Consider the following 15,349-nt stretch of genomic DNA (forward strand, 5'->3'; position numbering starts at 1 on the left):
CTGAGCATTCATATGGTCGTAGCGTGGTAAAACGGCTACCAGTGTCAATCCCTCGCCTATCAGTCGATTGACCTCACTGACGTTCCTGACCTCTCTCTGTAGTACCGCTTCGGTGATCTGCATGGGCTTACCTAATTAGCTGTTTTCGCAGCATAGCTGACCTTTTTCGTGATGGGCAATGGAGCGCAGCCACGGGCTTCGATGTTTGCTAGGGATTTTAGGCGTTGGCCTGTATCGCCAAAAATAAGCCGGTGAAACAAAATTCTCATGAAAAATAGCTTTCCTCGCATAGGGTCGATGACACAGGGGCGGTCGCTGATCGGCGTTCAACTTGCGGCCTATCTCGCAAAGCCCTCTATCAGGTTTAAGTGCTCTGCGCAGACGTCGAGCACTGAAGCTACCAGCAAACTGTCACCACCACGGTAGGGAATCATTCTGGGAAGGCTGGAAGTCTTGACAATACTGGACAGAGTGGAGGGAATCGAACCCTCGTTATCAGCTTGGGAAGCTGATTAGCATGAAATATCACGGTATCCAATGTCATATCCATCAGTGCTAAAATCCTTTGTAAATCATGGCGTTAAAACCGCATTTCTAGTCTCACTCTGTATCAGGTAATCTGCTGTTAATTCCGGCTAACAAACAGATCCGATCATTGAAACCTGGTGCGGCCGACTATACCCGTTCCGATCAGCGTGGGGCACGTGGGGCGGGGGTGTTGGTCGTCAAGGTCAAGACCACCGGGGTGAAAGAGCTCTATTACGTCCGTTACGTTCAGAAGAAGATCCGGCGCAAGAAACTTGGCAACTGGCCAGATATGTCCCTGTCTGACGCACGAACAGATTGCGCGAAACTGGGGGAGGTCGATGCGTCAGGCGGCTCACTGTCCCTGCTGCTGGATTCGTACGTGTCCAAACTCAAAGAGGAGGATGCCGCGACCGAGGCGGATGTGGAGTGGTCGTTCAAAAAGTACGTGACGGACCCGCACCCGGACATTGCGAAGCTGCCTGCAAGTTTGATTGAGCCTGGTCACATCAAAGATATCCTGTCGAAGATGATTCAGAGCGGAGTCACCACCTTTACCAATCGCGTACGGGCTCGGCTTCATGCTGCGTTTCAGCACGGCTTGAACTAGGAGAACAACCCTCGGGACTATCTGAAGGATGGGGTTATGTTCGGCCTGAAACATAACCCCGTCGCCGGCGTGCCAGTGCAGAAGGATTGGGAGAAACCAGGGGAACGAGCGCTGTCTGTCGAAGAGCTGGCCACGCTCTGGAATTTGTTGCCAGAGGAACTCAGTATTGTGACGTCGGAGCTAATCAAGTTCCTGATCGCGACCGGTGGCCAACGACCGACGCAGCTACTGACCTCAAACCGAAGTATGTACCACGAGGACCATCTGTTAATTCGTGATGGGAAAGGAAACGAGGGGGAGCGCACGGTACATGCTGTCCCGCTCAATGGGCTGGCTCTGACCTGTCTGGAGCGACTAGCAATGGTTACGTCCGAGGAGCTTTACCCGTTTGCGGGAAAGTACGAGAATGACTCGATACACGTCAACTCACTTTCGCGTGCGGTAACCAGCCTCTACAGTCGCCATAAGGATGAGTTCAACGGCCCGTTCGTGTTGAGAGATATTCGGCGGACGTGCAAAACATTAATGGGTGTCGCTGGACTTAGCAAAGACATCCGGGATCGAATCCAAGGGCACGCGTTTTCCGATGTGTCGTCGAAACATTACGATAGATATGACTATTTCAAAGAGAAACAAGCAGCTTTAAACTTATGGCCAGCTTGGCTAGTTGACGTGGCGAAAGTTAGGAGTTCCGCAATAAATGGATAATGTACCTAGACGTAGATATATAGATGGGTTGGTCGAGAATTTTAAGGAGCTCCAGGCTGTTCACCTTGAGCTGTGCAACGATGTGGCGAACGTTGTTCCCGATCTTGTCATGGCAGACGCCGACGATTTGCCAAGCAAGACAGCTAGGCTTACCAGCTTCGAGCGCCGAAGCGTTTTGCGTGCGATTTTTTCGTGCATAGAAGCTTCTAGCTTTCACATGCGCAAACATCTGGTTCTTCACAACGGGGATCTGCTTTCGCCTGAGCTTGCCCTTGCGTTGAAGGAATTGCAGGTGGATGTGAGCGGTTCTGGCGTGGTTACAACGAAACCATTAAAGGTTAGCGCTCTTTCTCTACTACGACTTACGGTTAAGGTCTTCGGAGAATGCTATGAGCCACTGGATGAATACAATCTAAAGCCTACTAAATGCGAAGGTGTTGATTTCGAGAAGATGATTCCTTCATTCAAAGTCAGGGATAGGATCACGCATCCTAAAAGGATTTCAGATCTAACCATAACGGATGAAGAGTTGCTGAATGCAGTGACTGCATTTAGATGGTTCAATCGATTCGTTATTGACTCTATTGGTTTGATTGCGGGGCATACTTTGTCAGATGCAAAGAACTTTGAAGAGCGAATAAAAGTACTGAATAAACAGATTGCGCAGTATGATGAGGAGAAAGCGCAACTTGAGTCACGCTTTAAGATTAGTCATTAGGCAGCGTTCTGTAGCGTCCACGCAGGAGGGTTGAGTTGCCATTGTATAATTTCTGAAGCACGCCAACCGACCCGACCTGGTGAAATCCGGACCTGCGCTGGAAAGCGCTTTGCCTTTACTTCCCGCCATAGCGTGGCATGCGACAGGGAAGTCACAGCTAGTACCTCGGCCTCCTTCAAATAGCGATCAAGTTGCACGCTCATGCTGCCTCCATCGTGTCGCAAAGTCCGTAAGCAGAGCTGCAGGCTGTCGCATCGGTGGCGATCAGCAGGTCATACTGGATGCCTCCCCGGGCAGTTTTCGACCATTCCACCGGCTGGCGAATGCTTGCGGTTTCCATGATTTGAACCGACGTCAAATGTGCTGTTGACCCAGCAGGATGCTTAGCCTTGGAGCTGGCAAAGAATGTCGCGGCGCCTCGCTTACTTGCTAGCAGTACGGTTCGCTCCCATCGGTCGATTCGATCGATGACTTCTGGAAAGCGCAACGCAATTTCGCTTAGTTCGTCTTTGCGGCAGTTGATGCAAGGCATGCAGCCGACGCGGCCCATGCCCTGGGAATAAAGCGGATTGGGATTGATGCCCATGTACCGATGGGCTTCAAACACAGCGGGGATATCCCACTTTAGGATCGGCCGGTAGTTGAATAATCCTCCGCCCACCTCGTCGCACTCAGGCAGATATTTGCGGTTGAGCGATTCGTCTGACCGCACTCCCTGCCAGCTCACAATCATGTTGTCGGGACCCATCAGGGGCATGACGACTTGCTCCAGCATGGGATCGCGCTTCAGTTCCATGGTGCAGAATTGAGCCATGCGACTTGGAAATCGGCCCTTCCAGATACAGAGGTCAAGAAACGGATTGCCTGTCGGCTGCAGCACTTCAAGTGCAGCCAAGACTATCGATTCCGCAATGCCCTGCTCGCGCCATTTGGACTCGATGAAGCGGCGCTTACCTTCGATGCGCTGGGTGAAATCAGCGCGCACGCGAGCGATGTCTACGCCGGTTTCTTGCTCCAGGTAATCGAGGTATCGGTAGGTTTGCTCGTGCTCGTTGCCGGTGTCAGCGAACACTGCTGTTAAGTTGGGCGTGTCCAAGGCAAGGGCGACCAGCAACGTTGCCGTACTGTCCTTGCCGCCGCTCACGCTTACGACGTTGTGAGTGGTCATTGGCTTACCTCGCCACATTTGCACGGCAGACGGCCTCGCTTGCAAGCGCACGCAGTTGAACTTGTGGTCAGCGATCGGAGGCGCGGACCTACATAAAGCGCAACAACGCATCCCAGCAGCGCCCAACCGGCTAGAAAGGTGAGTAGGTTCATGCCGCACCGCCTTGCCTTAGCGTGGCAACGTAGTCGCGGTGGTCGCTCAGGCGGATGACCTGTGTACCTTCTTCGATCTCGGAGGTTGCGACGACCTCAATAGCAATCAGGTCCTCCGTCAGCACCATTAGTCGGCCAATCACCTCCGGCTCATTTCCTTTCTCGTTGAGGTGCGTATACCCCTGAGCAAGCTGCGCGGGCGGGCAATACCCAGCGTTTAGCGTTGCCTCAGTGGTCGCTGCCCGGCGCAGCTTTTCGTGGGGTATACGTGCGTCATCGGCGGCACGAACAAGAGCAGTAATGCCTGCTGCTTCGCAGCAGAGACTCTTTGTTTCTTGCGCGTCGACCTTTGGAATGTGTGGAAGCAAAGCGGCATCAGGTCGAGCGATCGAGCGCTGGACGTTCGCTGCCGCTTTCTTCCGGTGCTCGATGCTGAGTTGGTCCATCAAGCGCCGGAAGTAGGTGTCTCGCGCTTCCTGAATGCTCCAAGGTCGAATCGCTTTCGGCATCGCTTCAACGCCGCGTAACCAGCTTGATGACTGAATTGCTGCCTGAGTCCGGTAGCTGATGCAGCTGGTGAACGGGTGCGCGGTCAAGCCCGCGACCTTGCCTCCGGATCAAGCTGCACCAGCGGCAATTCCGGATCTGCCGAACGAAGCGCGACAGCCACCCGCGCCGCCATGGTGCTCTCCGACCTGTTCCAAAGGGCTGACAAGCGAGCGGGGGAGTTGGCAAGAGCTTATGACGCAGCCCGAATAGCCGGAAAAGCGTGCGAGCTCGCTTACTCATCGCTGGGTTCTTCGTCCCCCAAGCCCTAGATCTTGCTGCGCTCTAACGGACTTTTGTTTCTTAGTTAAAATCTGTGGCAGTATGAGTCCGTTGGTTTCTAAACCTGAAATTGAGAAGGGACTCGTTATGCCAGTCATTGGTTTTAGTTCTCCGGATTTAGTTAAGTTTTGCCCTGCGCAGTACAATATAAGAAAAGGATGTAACACTGTCCGGATTGGGACGCTTTTCGACTTTCGAACAATTGATAATGAGAAGTTGAGAGACGTGGATGAAGGGCGGTTTAGCTATCAAATAAAATTCCCTTCCCTTACAAAAGTGTCAAAGGCCTGGATATCTGCGTTTGAGATTGAGTGTGAAGGGGATTTCCAATGCGACTCGCTAGTAGTTGAGAACGGTCAAGTGTTCACCACGGGCATGACAATCGACAGTTCAAGCCACAATTGCTGGGTTTACTGCATCTCGAAAAGCTCACATAGCGCTGGCGAAATTTCGGTCACGCATGAAGATCAATGGGCTATAAGCGCTGACAAGGTTGGCGAGTTCGCAACGTATCTGGCCAACCTGCTATGGAGCGAGGTGAAGATTGGTGATATCCCGGACGATATAGTTTCCAGATATAGTCTGCAAGATATCAAGAATAGGCTGAATCTATACATGGATATCAAGGAAATTTCCTATGTAGACAGGATAAGAACTATAAATAGCGAGGCAGAGTTTAGCGTCAAGGATATCGAAAGTTTGAAAGCGAACCTCGCTTTCATGAAGCCAAAATTCTTTGAACCCGAAAATGAAGTTCGATTTGCCTTCTGGCTCACATTTGATGGCAAAAAAATATCTATTAAAAATAACCCTAAGTTTCTTTCGCTCCGGCCAGTTGATCAGTTTTTCTAGTCCGCTCAATCAAAGGGCCGATCCAGTCGTGGCAAAAAGCCCCTGCCAGTCAAGCTGGTTCGGGTTTTCGTCGGTGTCAGGTATCGAACGCAACAGTTCACGGAGATTAAGCCAGGGGTACTGTGATCTACGTGTGGCCATCTGGCATCCATCGCGATGTCTGAAGGGCAGCTTTGCACAACTGGGGGGCTGTTTTCCTTCGCAGCCCCGACAGCCAGCATACCCGGACGCGGTGACCGTCCAAGACTTGGACCATTGCTCCAACGTCATGTCTACCCATCCCACTACCGGAATGCTGATCTGCTCAGAGTCGTCTGTCATGCTTGCTTTCTCCTGTCGGATAAATCGTAGCTGGGGAGGCGATCCGGTCTATGCGGATCCTCGATAAAGCCTTGGCCAGCACAAGTAGAGCAATCCTCCCGGGTATCGAATCGGTCGCAGCAGCGAGAGCACTGCCGAAAAATTGAAAAGTTTTCTTTTTCCCAAAGCATGACGTACGTCAACATATCCCCTTCCTCCAGCGCGATCAGCGCCGCTTCCACCACTGCACGATAGATGTCCGGATCGTCCAGCCTCGTTTTTTCCAAGCCAAAATTTCGTCCTGTTTCAACCAGAGTCAGTCGTTGTCCCGTGCCTGTATAAATGTGCCGCTCGGTCAGTTCCCCGTATACGGCGTAGCTACGGGTAATGACATGCAGTTTTCCGTTTGTCTGTTGAATCTGGGCGAAGAAATCCATCGGACCCGGCTTCACAACCGAGCCATGCAAAAAGTAACGGTTGCCCAGGATGCTTCCTACCTGTTCGCCTGTGTCGTTGTGGACGTCATAGTTCGAGGCAGGGTGCCGCCAGTCCACCGGCGTCTCTTCAGTGAAATGGCAGAAGGCAGACGCGGCCAGCTCGGCCAAGTCGAATCGTTCCAGCGGATCCAGCTGCTGCAATCCCGTCAGCCGACCCAATACCTGAACCAAGTATCGATACTGGGCCGGTGGATTCCGCCATTTAGTGGGGTCGTTCAATCGCTCATGCCAGTCGGCAAGGACGACTGCTGTTTCCGGAGCGTCCATCAGTTGGTCCATGATAATACTGTTTGGATATACAGTAATCGAATCTAGCACGCAGCGCGAGCGTAGACGGACGAACCGTTGATGTGGTGTTGAGGAGGGATGCGAGTGTGTGTATGGAGGTGTCGGTAATTCTGGAAACAGACACCTTAACAGACACCAAGGTTACGCGGGGTAGGCTGGAAGCCCTGAATTCATTGGAGCGGGTGAAGGGAATCGAACCCTCGTTATCAGCTTGGGAAGCTCAAAGCTCGCACGATCCAGCCCTAGGGCCAAACGCGATGTGCATCTCACCCTCCCGCTGTATTGCCTCTCGACTGGTCGCGTTGTCCAGCGCACGCACCAAATCATTGAGTTCGCTGCTCAGCGACTTGGGTAACCCGAGCCCGTCGATTCGATCCTGTAGCAGGGTTCAGTCCTGTTTCGTTGATAGAGCGGCGGCGGGCCCCTCGCGCTGCGCTTTGTGAATTGCTGCAAGCTGATCCCGGCAGCCTTCAAGGCCGCCGATCCGGTTGCTGAGCGAGGAGTTTTCCCGGAGACAGTCAGACAGCCGCGCTTGCGTTTTTGTGAGTTCCACTCGGAGCCTGTCGCGCTCGACCGTCACATCGCCGTGCATGTCGATCAGCTTCGCCAGGTTCTTGCGGTAGCGGCTCAGCTCCTTCTGCAGCATGTGGCATTCCATAGTGAGCAGGTGCGACTGTTGCTCGAGCATTTGTTCTCGGGTGAAGTCGTCCTGCCAGTCGGCGTCGGGTGAGGCGTCCATTTCTTAAAAACTCGGATACTGTTCGGATATACAGTAATCGAGGTGTGAGGGAAAAGGCTAACCGGGGTGACGAGCAGCAGTTTGAGGTGTGAAACACTCGGCAGAACGCCGGAAGAAGGGGCAGCCACTACGAAAAAGTACAGGAACTAGTACATCATCTTCATCTGTCGTCTGTGTAAGCCCGCGAAATATGGCATTTACCGCACAGATTCGACTCCGGCTCGGGGCACCAATAAAATCAGGCGCTTATGGATCATTCCTCAGCGCCTGAGTCGTTTCAGGATTGCCGCAATCATGAAATGTTGCCGCAATTCACTGTGTTGACGTGGTCTTCTTGCCTCGCTGTCTTCCGATATAGCCTCGTAAGCCTCGCCAGAGAAATCTGCCGGGGCTTCGTCATATTTGGCCAGTGGAGGCGTTGCGCGCCCGCGCACGCGCAGCCCTGTACGGTCTTTGAATTTCTCCTCGCAGGGGCAGTCACTAGGGTTAGACAAGCCCGCATGGAGAAACCAGAGATGACCGCCCCCCACAAGCACGCCGTGCTCTACCGCATGGTGATGCCGGAACACCTGTGCCCCTTCGGCCTGAAGTCTCGTGACCTGCTCAAGCGTGAGGGGTATAGCGTCGACGATCAGTGGCTGCGCACGCGCGAACAAACCGATGAGTTCAAGCGTCGGGAAGGGGTGGACACTACTCCGCAGACCTACATCGACGGCCAGCGCATCGGTGGCTACGACGACGTTCGGCGCTTCTTCGGCAAGCGGGTCGCCGATCCTGAGGCCACGCAATACCGCCCGGTGTTGGTGGTGTTTGCCGTGGCGCTGCTGATGGCCCTGGCCAGTGCTTATGCGGCCTTCGGCACGCTGTTCAGTGGGCGAGTCATCGAATGGTTCCTGGCCATGAGCATGACGCTGCTAGGTATGCTCAAGTTGCGCGATGTGGAAGGCTTTTCCAACATGTTCCTGGGCTACGACCTGCTGGCGCAGCGGGTGGTGCCCTATGCCTACGTCTACCCGTACGGCGAGACGCTTGCCGGCCTGCTGATGGTCGCCGGCGCTCTGATCTGGCTGGCGGCGCCGCTGGCGCTGGTGATCGGCACGGTGGGCGCAGTGTCGGTGTTCAAAGCGGTTTACATCGATAAACGCGAACTCAAATGCGCCTGTGTGGGCGGCGACAGCAATGTGCCGCTGGGTTTCGTTTCGCTGACTGAAAACCTGGTAATGGTGGGGATGGGGGTCTGGATGTTGCTCAAGCCTTGAAGTGTAAGGGGGTGGTCGGCGTCTGCCCAACTTGCGCGCCGCTGGCCTGCATCCACTGAGTCCAGTGATGTTGATCGCAGCGCTGGGTTAGCTCACGAATACATCGAGAACAGCCATCAGCGTCTGAGGATGGCCAGTTCAGGGCAGGGTATTGCTGTCCGCCTACCTTCTGTAAAGGCATCGGCGATGTCTCCAGGCAATGAAAAGCCCGGCGTTGTGGTCGGGCTCTCCAAAGGTCGCGTTACTGCAACAAGCGGCTCAATTGACTAGGTACACCGAAGGTGCCTGGCCCAATACCCGGCGAAACATGGTCGCGAACGCTGCGGGGCTCTCATACCCCATGTCCAGCGCGACGGTGGTCACACTGTGGCCGTCGGCCAGGCGTGAAAGCGCCAGAACGACGCATGCTCGTTGTCGCCACTGCCCAAAGCTAAGACCGGTTTGCTCGCGAAAAAGGCGAGAGAATGTCCGTTCACTCATGAATGACGAATCAGCCAACTGCCGGGGAGACAGGTTGATATCCGGCGTCATCAGGAAGGTTTTACAGCTTGCCAGCAACCGCTCATGGGAGGGCATGGGGATGTGCAACGGGAGTTCGTTCGCACGGTGTATTTCGTGCAGCAGAAGACTGATCAGCACGCCGTCTCGGCCATCCTCTTGGTACTTCAAAGGCAAGGCCACGGCCTCGTGAAGCAGATGGCGCATCAAGGTGTTCACCTCGATGACCTGGCATTGCTCTTGAGTGATCGGCGATTGGTCGGGCTCGATGTACAAACTATGAGTCCTTACGCCGAGAAACAGCACCTCATGGGGCACCTGCGGCGGTATCCACACAGCGCGTTGTGGAGGCACCACCCATGTGCCAAGGTTCGTGGTTACCTGCATGATGCCTTTCGATCCATAGAGCAATTGAGCGCGTCGATGGCTGTGCATCGGTAGCCAATGCCCATGCTCATAGTCCGTGCCGATAGCCACAACGTCACGCGGTGTGGAGTCCAGAATGGCGATGGAAGCATTGTGCATCGTGATGATCCGTGAGGCTTTGGCCGAAACGAAAACACGCTTGGCTCGTTCGCTAAGGTCGTCCAGGCGTCGCATCACTAAGATGCCCGCTCAATAAACATTGAGCAATGGAAGATACCGGATGAGCCTTTTGATCCTTGCAGTCTTTGGCTGCCTGACGGGAATGACCACTGTGCTGTTCGGCTTCGGCGGCGGCTTTGTGGTCGTGCCGCTGGTGTATCACGTATTGATTTCAGGCCACATTCCGGGGGAGCCCGGTCATGATTTTGCGATGCAAATCGCGGTGGCCACTTCCACGGCCGTCATGGTGATCAGCTCATCCATGGCAACGTTCAAACAGCATCGGGCTGCAAAACTGGTTCGCGGCTACATCTGGCCGCTGGCAGGTTATATCTCGCTTGGTTCGGTGGCAGGTGCGGTGCTGGGCAGTGCAATGAGCAGTGACGGCGTCCGGGTAGCATTTATGGTTTACCTGGGGCTGACCATCGCCGATTGCCTGTTTCGCAAGGGGTTTCTACAAGGCACGGGTCACACCACAAGGATGCTGCGTGCGATGCCGATCAAAGGTGTCACCATCGGAACGGTTGCTACGCTGCTGGGCGTAGGGGGCAGCGTTATGAGCGTGCCGCTGATGCGCAGAGCCGGGTTGAGCATGGCTCAGTCGTCGGCCCTCGCGAATCCCTTGAGCATGCCGGTGGCGCTGATAGGGTCGCTGATGTACGCCGTTACCGGGCAACTCGCAACGGCGGGAATAAACAACGGTTTTCTGGGTTACATTTATCTCCCTGCATTTGTTTTATTGACCCTCGGTTCATTGATCGGCATTCGCCTGACACTTCCTCTTGCAGGGAGGATCCCGGACAGGCTGCATGCGCGCATCTACATTGCACTGCTCATACTTGTCTTGCTGGCGCTTGTTATCAATTAGATGCAGGGCTGCGGCGGTTTTTCAGTGCGTATGCCTGTGGTGCACATCCGGAAAATGCGGATGGCTGTGTTTGAGTGGCGTGTGGTTATGGGAGTGGCTATGTGGCTCCGTTCCATCCCAATCAAACGAATGTTCGTGTTGGTGGTGCTCATCGTGAATGTGTCGATGGCCATGTGTCAGCGCCAGGTGTCGATGTTCATGCGCATGGCTCTCTGTGAGATGAAGCCAGACCCCGATGCCCATCAGCACTGCCGCGGCCCAGAACGAGAGCGACACGGGCTCGCCCATAGCCATGATGGCGATGGCTGCTCCCAGAAACGGGGCAGTAGAAAAATACGCCCCCGTCCGCGCTGAACCCAGACCGCGCAAGGCAAGGACAAACAGTACCAGGCTCACGCCATAGCCGAGAAAGCCTAGCGCCAGCGTCGGCGCGAGCACTGAGAGATCAGGAAACCTGGCGCCCAGGAGCAACGCCAGTGAACAGTTGACCAGCCCTGCGACCATGCCTTTGAATCCAGCCACAAAGAGCGCGTCCGAGGCGGATACCTTGCGCGTAAGATTGTTATCGATAGCCCAGCACAAACAGGCCAATGAAACCGCCGCTGGCCCAAGCCAGTCATGGGCTTGAGTTGCTCCCTCCGGCCAAGCCAAAACTACTCCTCCGGCAACGATCGCGAGCATCGCGCCCACGATGCGACGGTCGGCATTTTCCTTGAACACTACCCAAGCCAAAAGCGCAGTCAGTACTGCTTCCAGATTAAGCATCAGCGAAGCAGTCGCGCCGGCCGTCCTCGCTAATCCAAACATCAGAGCAACCGGCCCAAGGACACCCCCGAATGCTACGGCGCCGATAAGCCAAGGCCATTCCGACGACGCGAGCCCCGACCTTTTCCAACCCCGGTCACGCGCAAATCGGACCATGCTCAGCCCTACGCCGCTGCCTAGGTACAGGAGCCCTGCAAGCAACACAGGTGAGACATCAACGCCAAGCAGTTTTGCAAACGGCGTGCTTGCACCAAATAAGGCCGCGGCGGCCAGCGCATACACGATGCTGAGATTCATCGACACTTGCACCTCTTTCGATGGGTTGCACGTAAACTGCAAACCCCGCCGACTACGGGGTTTTGCATGTGTAAAGTCCCTACGCAGTGCTTGTGTCAGGACTGGTAACTATGGAGCTTCCAGCAAAAAGCCGGGCGGTTACTCGCGCCAGTGTAAGCCAAGCCTGGCAGGGCAACTTGCAGTGGGTTGAAGAGTACGGTTTCTCTGAATACATCCTTGAAGCCGTCGCCGACGATCACGAAGATCAGAATCTGCTGGTGCTGTGGCAGGACGGGCTATCAGGAAGTGGCGCCTATCATCCCGCATTCCCTGGGCGGTACTCACTTACCGCGCAATTGCTTTGTGCTTTGCGCTGAATGCCATCTGACCTCTCCGGATTGTGCCAGGGCTAAATACTTCGTTGCGTTCATCAATCGAAGCTCTAGCCAAGAGCATTGCCTGGGCACAGAGCAGCTATTCGACGATGCGTAGGGTGGGCGGGATATCGCCTCGATGCTGTAGAGACTTCAACTCATTGACGCGTTCGGTTTTGTCTTTGCGATCCAGCTTTCCCAGATAGGAATACACGCGTCCATGCGTTGCTGAGTCTTTTGCAGTTGCAATTCGAAAAGAGCGGTCCGAAAAATCCAGATGCAGCACCGAGCCCCATGGCAGTTGCCTCCATGAACGCTTGGTATCAAAACCTTCGACATAGCTGACTAACATCCCATCTTTGAAAATAAGAACGCTTTCAGCCCTGTAATTCATCACCGTCCCGAAGCACGCAGCAATTGCAAATATCCCCACGCCGATTCCCCATCCCCAGTGTCCAGCCTGGACAAGCGTCCAAACGAAACATCCGGCAAAGACGAGGATCCAGAACGCGTGCTTCACCACTTTGGCTTCATAATCCATCTGCATCAGAGGTCTATGATTATCGTAGGAGGCGTACTCAGACGGTTCACCGTCGTAGGTGCTGCTCATCTCATCCATCGCATGCTTCTCCTGATCTAAATGGAAAAAGAGGATTCAGTGGAGCGAAGAACATCTGAACCGGCAAAGCGTGGACGGCGGCTCGACAGCTAAGCGGACCTCCCTACAACTCGAGCTCCCGCTATCCTGCAGAGTAGCAGTGGGTCGAGAGTCTCGATCTCAGAATGGTAAACATGGGCCTGCCGCTGTTGCGTAATTGCTATTGCGCGATTGGGTCACGCCAGCGAACTCGCTACAGCAGTTGGACGCATCGTTTTTCGATATCCCTGCCGGGCTCATCGTCGACCAGGCGGCGCTGCAGGCCGCCCAGTCGTATATCAGCGATGTCTGAAGGTGACAGTGTCACCTTCCCCTGGGTGACGCGTTTCCTCTGCCTCCGCCGGATGACCTGCCGGTTTTGCTTGGAAGGTTTGCAATAGGTGCCGACGGCTTGATGCCAGCACCGTTGCCTGCGGCTCCTGCGCCGCCAGCCTTGCCTTTACCGCCCGATGGCTTGCTCATCTCCTTTCTCCGAGATAGGGGTGAAGCAAGAAGCATAGTTCAGCATTCTGCATATCGGCATCGCCGCTCATGATTGGCGCAGGACTACGTACTGCTGTCGCTAGCCACAGGTGGCCACCGGGCATCCTCCGATGTGCAGCCATCAGGTGCAGTCCTGCCACAGTCGTTGAGCTATGAAATGACTGGGCCTGCGGGGCAACACTTCAGGCAATGATACAAGCTCACTTTCTCAGCCATTTTGCGCCGAGATGACGTACGCCCCAATATCGCTTGCCGTCTTTGCCCATAGACCAAGGATTGAAGAATTCGCGCAGATGAGGGAAGTCTTGATGGGGATTGGTGGCCAATCTCTGACGCACGGCTTTGCGGTACGCCTGATGCCAGATCTGTTTATCGAAGTGTTCACTGGCGGCAGTGGTGATACCGCAGATTGGAGTCTTGCGTCGGCTTCTGCTCATGATCGGCTCAGGGCGGATTGAGCACGCTTGATGCGTGCTCGCCCTGGATTCAGAGCCGATCAGGTTATCAGGGGAGGGCATGACGGAACAGCCCCGGCCTTACGCGCAGCTCATTACACGCAGGTCCCACCCTTGTGGTGAGATCCGCTGCCGCCCGTGGGATGCGTGCCTTTGGGGCAGGCCGAGGCGAGCAAAGGGCTCGCTGACACAATTACGACGAGACACATCAACGCTATTTTTTTCATGACGCCTCCATGCGCTGCTCATTGCAGCAAAAATGCTATCGACTGGGTATGAAAAGTCTTGAAAAGAAAGCCCCAGGCTGCGCCGGGCAGTTGGACAAGAATCAGTCGTTGCCAGTCCTCTCAACCGCTGCGGTCCACCGATCTGCCAGGGCCTGGTCAACTGCGCGCGTTGCTTTGCTGCCCGTGGTCCATCCAGCAGAACCTGCAGCGCTCGCCACCTACAGGCAAGGCTTGATTTTCGTCCAGGCAACCACTATTGGCCCGCGATGGCTCTAGACCGGCTCTCTTGGCGGTTCGGACATTTCCATATTTGCCTTTTTGAGCGCGATGGCTATGTGCTATAAAGCGTAGCTTTTTTGATACATGGAAAAGGCTTGTGAATACAAGCACTTGTAGTTTCTTACGGAGAAATAGTGATGAGTCGCGTACAAACTGAGGCAAGCGTGCAGGAGCTTTACATCGGCATTTTGGGACGGGCCGCCGATTATGCGGGACTTAAGTATTGGACAGACGCCATCGAAAATGGCACGCAGAGCCTGGAAAACACTCGGGCTTCGTTTGCAACGCCCAACCAGGCAGAGTACTGGACCATCTATGGCGGGTTATCGAGCAGTTCGCTGGTAGACAAGGTTTATCAGAACTTCCTTGAGCGTACAGCGGATGTTGCTGGCAAAGCGTATTGGGTTTCGGAGCTGGACTCTGGAAAAATCGGCGCCGATTTTTTCGTGAACGCTGTTACGAATGCGGCCAAGGACCCCTCGGCCACCGATCCTCAGACGCTCCTGGACGCAAAAGTGCTTGCTAACAAAGTTCAAGCCGCCCAGTACTTCACCAGCAAGGCTCAGACAGCCAGCGCGAGCGATAGTAGCTTCATCACGCAAGCAAAGGCTGCGGTCGACAACGTGAATTCCGATGCCGCATCGGTGACGGCTGCAAACTCTGCTTCGGATTCGTATGCTGCAAAACTGCCCGCTCCTGCGCTCGTTTCCTACGACGACCATGTCAATGACGCGGGCGGTTTTTTCAAAACGGCAACGCCTATCTCGCTGACCACCGAGGTCAGTGGCGTGCTCGGCCTGCGTTACAGCGCCACCGAGAAAGATACCTACGATTACTACACCTTCACCGCTGCAAAAGACGGCAACCTGGTATTGGATTACAGCGGGAACGACTACATCTCCTTCACTGTTTCCACCAAAACCTCGGCGTTGATGAATAACGTCGTGGAACAAGCCGTCAATCAGAAGCCTGTGCTGGATTACCATGCGACGGCGCAAGTATTTGCCGGTGAGCAAGTGACCATCCAGCTCGCCGGGGCTTCTCTGTCTGGAACCGAAACCCAAGAGTACAACTTCCATTTCTCAATGGCCTGATGCCCTGGTCAGCCAAACGTCGCGGCTGATACAAAAGCTGTGAATACGCTTGGAGATTCAACGCTGGTCTGGTGTTGCGATAGCCCGCTTAGTGCGGGCTATTTTGTTGGCGTTACGCACCCGGCCAGCGCTGCACGTAATCG

The 15,349-nt window shown here is 54.7% G+C and carries 19 protein-coding genes; 10 read left to right on the top strand and 9 right to left on the bottom strand.

The window, feature by feature from the left end; translation table 11 throughout:
- Positions 1-646: 646 nt before the first annotated feature.
- The 3 genes from ACI2KS_RS10825 to ACI2KS_RS10835 are packed head-to-tail and all read left to right on the top strand — an operon-like array spanning position 647 to position 2,561.
- On the top strand, positions 647-1,135 hold the full coding sequence (locus ACI2KS_RS10825) for an Arm DNA-binding domain-containing protein (RefSeq protein WP_404620690.1): 489 nt from the start codon (positions 647-649) through the stop codon (positions 1,133-1,135).
- A 36-nt stretch (positions 1,136-1,171) separates the two neighbouring features.
- Entirely contained in the window at positions 1,172-1,843 is a 672-nt protein-coding gene (locus ACI2KS_RS10830; protein ID WP_404619923.1) for a hypothetical protein, read from the top strand.
- A complete protein-coding gene (locus ACI2KS_RS10835) occupies positions 1,836-2,561 on the top strand; it encodes a hypothetical protein (RefSeq protein WP_404619925.1) in 726 nt (241 codons plus the stop codon). Before ACI2KS_RS10830 ends, ACI2KS_RS10835 begins: the two co-directional genes overlap by 8 nt.
- Here the strand turns inward: ACI2KS_RS10835 and ACI2KS_RS10840 are convergent.
- From ACI2KS_RS10840 to ACI2KS_RS10850, 3 genes are all read right to left on the bottom strand, one after another.
- A complete protein-coding gene (locus ACI2KS_RS10840; protein WP_404619927.1) occupies positions 2,558-2,764 on the bottom strand; it encodes a helix-turn-helix transcriptional regulator in 207 nt (68 codons plus the stop codon). The two genes, ACI2KS_RS10835 and ACI2KS_RS10840, sit on opposite strands and share 4 nt — an antisense overlap.
- Positions 2,761-3,729 (bottom strand): phosphoadenosine phosphosulfate reductase family protein, encoded by a 969-nt coding sequence (locus ACI2KS_RS10845; RefSeq protein WP_404619929.1) that lies wholly within the window; start codon positions 3,727-3,729, stop codon positions 2,761-2,763. The genes ACI2KS_RS10840 and ACI2KS_RS10845 overlap by 4 nt, the downstream gene beginning before the upstream one ends.
- Positions 3,730-3,877: 148 nt before the next feature.
- Positions 3,878-4,477 carry a hypothetical protein gene (locus ACI2KS_RS10850; protein ID WP_404619931.1) on the bottom strand — a complete coding sequence of 200 codons (600 nt, stop codon included), beginning with the start codon at positions 4,475-4,477 and terminating at the stop codon, positions 3,878-3,880.
- Here ACI2KS_RS10850 and ACI2KS_RS10855 point away from each other — a divergent pair.
- Together ACI2KS_RS10855 and ACI2KS_RS10860 are read left to right on the top strand one after the other, a co-directional pair.
- Positions 4,466-4,699 carry a DUF2514 family protein gene (locus ACI2KS_RS10855; protein WP_404619933.1) on the top strand — a complete coding sequence of 78 codons (234 nt, stop codon included), beginning with the start codon at positions 4,466-4,468 and terminating at the stop codon, positions 4,697-4,699. The genes ACI2KS_RS10850 and ACI2KS_RS10855 overlap by 12 nt on opposite strands.
- A gap of 52 nt (positions 4,700-4,751) precedes the next feature.
- Positions 4,752-5,561: a hypothetical protein gene (locus tag ACI2KS_RS10860; protein WP_404619935.1), complete on the top strand. Its 810-nt coding sequence runs from the start codon at positions 4,752-4,754 to the stop codon at positions 5,559-5,561.
- Between the two features lie 317 nt (positions 5,562-5,878).
- Here ACI2KS_RS10860 and ACI2KS_RS10865 read toward each other — a convergent pair whose 3' ends face one another.
- Both ACI2KS_RS10865 and ACI2KS_RS10870 read right to left on the bottom strand, forming a co-directional pair.
- Entirely contained in the window at positions 5,879-6,637 is a 759-nt protein-coding gene (locus ACI2KS_RS10865) for a hypothetical protein (RefSeq protein WP_404619937.1), read from the bottom strand.
- 397 nt (positions 6,638-7,034) lie between these two features.
- Positions 7,035-7,385, bottom strand: a complete 351-nt coding sequence (locus ACI2KS_RS10870) for a hypothetical protein (RefSeq protein ID WP_404619939.1) — start codon at positions 7,383-7,385, stop codon at positions 7,035-7,037.
- 515 nt (positions 7,386-7,900) lie between these two features.
- Between ACI2KS_RS10870 and ACI2KS_RS10875 the strand changes: the two genes are divergently transcribed.
- On the top strand, positions 7,901-8,644 hold the full coding sequence (locus tag ACI2KS_RS10875; protein WP_404619941.1) for a MauE/DoxX family redox-associated membrane protein: 744 nt from the start codon (positions 7,901-7,903) through the stop codon (positions 8,642-8,644).
- Positions 8,645-8,902: 258 nt separating this feature from the next.
- Here the strand turns inward: ACI2KS_RS10875 and ACI2KS_RS10880 are convergent, their stop codons facing one another.
- Entirely contained in the window at positions 8,903-9,667 is a 765-nt protein-coding gene (locus ACI2KS_RS10880) for an AraC family transcriptional regulator (protein WP_404619943.1), read from the bottom strand.
- A 121-nt stretch (positions 9,668-9,788) separates the two neighbouring features.
- On the opposite strand from ACI2KS_RS10880, the gene ACI2KS_RS10885 reads away from it, so the two are divergent.
- Positions 9,789-10,595 (top strand): sulfite exporter TauE/SafE family protein, encoded by an 807-nt coding sequence (locus ACI2KS_RS10885; protein ID WP_404619945.1) that lies wholly within the window; start codon positions 9,789-9,791, stop codon positions 10,593-10,595.
- A 21-nt stretch (positions 10,596-10,616) separates the two neighbouring features.
- On the opposite strand, the gene ACI2KS_RS10890 is transcribed toward ACI2KS_RS10885, so the two are convergent.
- Entirely contained in the window at positions 10,617-11,657 is a 1,041-nt protein-coding gene (locus ACI2KS_RS10890; RefSeq protein WP_404619947.1) for an EamA family transporter, read from the bottom strand.
- Between the two features lie 110 nt (positions 11,658-11,767).
- Here ACI2KS_RS10890 and ACI2KS_RS10895 point away from each other — a divergent pair, with 110 nt between their 5' ends.
- Together ACI2KS_RS10895 and ACI2KS_RS10900 are read left to right on the top strand one after the other, a co-directional pair.
- Positions 11,768-12,013 carry a hypothetical protein gene (locus ACI2KS_RS10895; protein WP_404620725.1) on the top strand — a complete coding sequence of 82 codons (246 nt, stop codon included), beginning with the start codon at positions 11,768-11,770 and terminating at the stop codon, positions 12,011-12,013.
- Entirely contained in the window at positions 11,943-12,128 is a 186-nt protein-coding gene (locus ACI2KS_RS10900; RefSeq protein ID WP_404620692.1) for an HNH endonuclease, read from the top strand. The genes ACI2KS_RS10895 and ACI2KS_RS10900 overlap by 71 nt, the downstream gene beginning before the upstream one ends.
- Here ACI2KS_RS10900 and ACI2KS_RS10905 read toward each other — a convergent pair.
- Complete coding sequence (locus ACI2KS_RS10905) at positions 12,111-12,629, bottom strand: hypothetical protein (protein WP_404619949.1); 519 nt, start codon at positions 12,627-12,629, stop codon at positions 12,111-12,113. The genes ACI2KS_RS10900 and ACI2KS_RS10905 overlap by 18 nt on opposite strands.
- 722 nt (positions 12,630-13,351) lie before the next feature.
- A complete protein-coding gene (locus ACI2KS_RS10910; RefSeq protein ID WP_404619951.1) occupies positions 13,352-13,588 on the bottom strand; it encodes a hypothetical protein in 237 nt (78 codons plus the stop codon).
- A gap of 661 nt (positions 13,589-14,249) precedes the next feature.
- Between ACI2KS_RS10910 and ACI2KS_RS10915 the strand changes: the two genes are divergently transcribed.
- Positions 14,250-15,206, top strand: a complete 957-nt coding sequence (locus ACI2KS_RS10915; protein ID WP_404619953.1) for a DUF4214 domain-containing protein — start codon at positions 14,250-14,252, stop codon at positions 15,204-15,206.
- Positions 15,207-15,349: the final 143 nt, after the last annotated feature.

Source organism: Pseudomonas sp. NPDC087358 (assembly GCF_044900785.1).
Taxonomy (GTDB): domain Bacteria; phylum Pseudomonadota; class Gammaproteobacteria; order Pseudomonadales; family Pseudomonadaceae; genus Aquipseudomonas.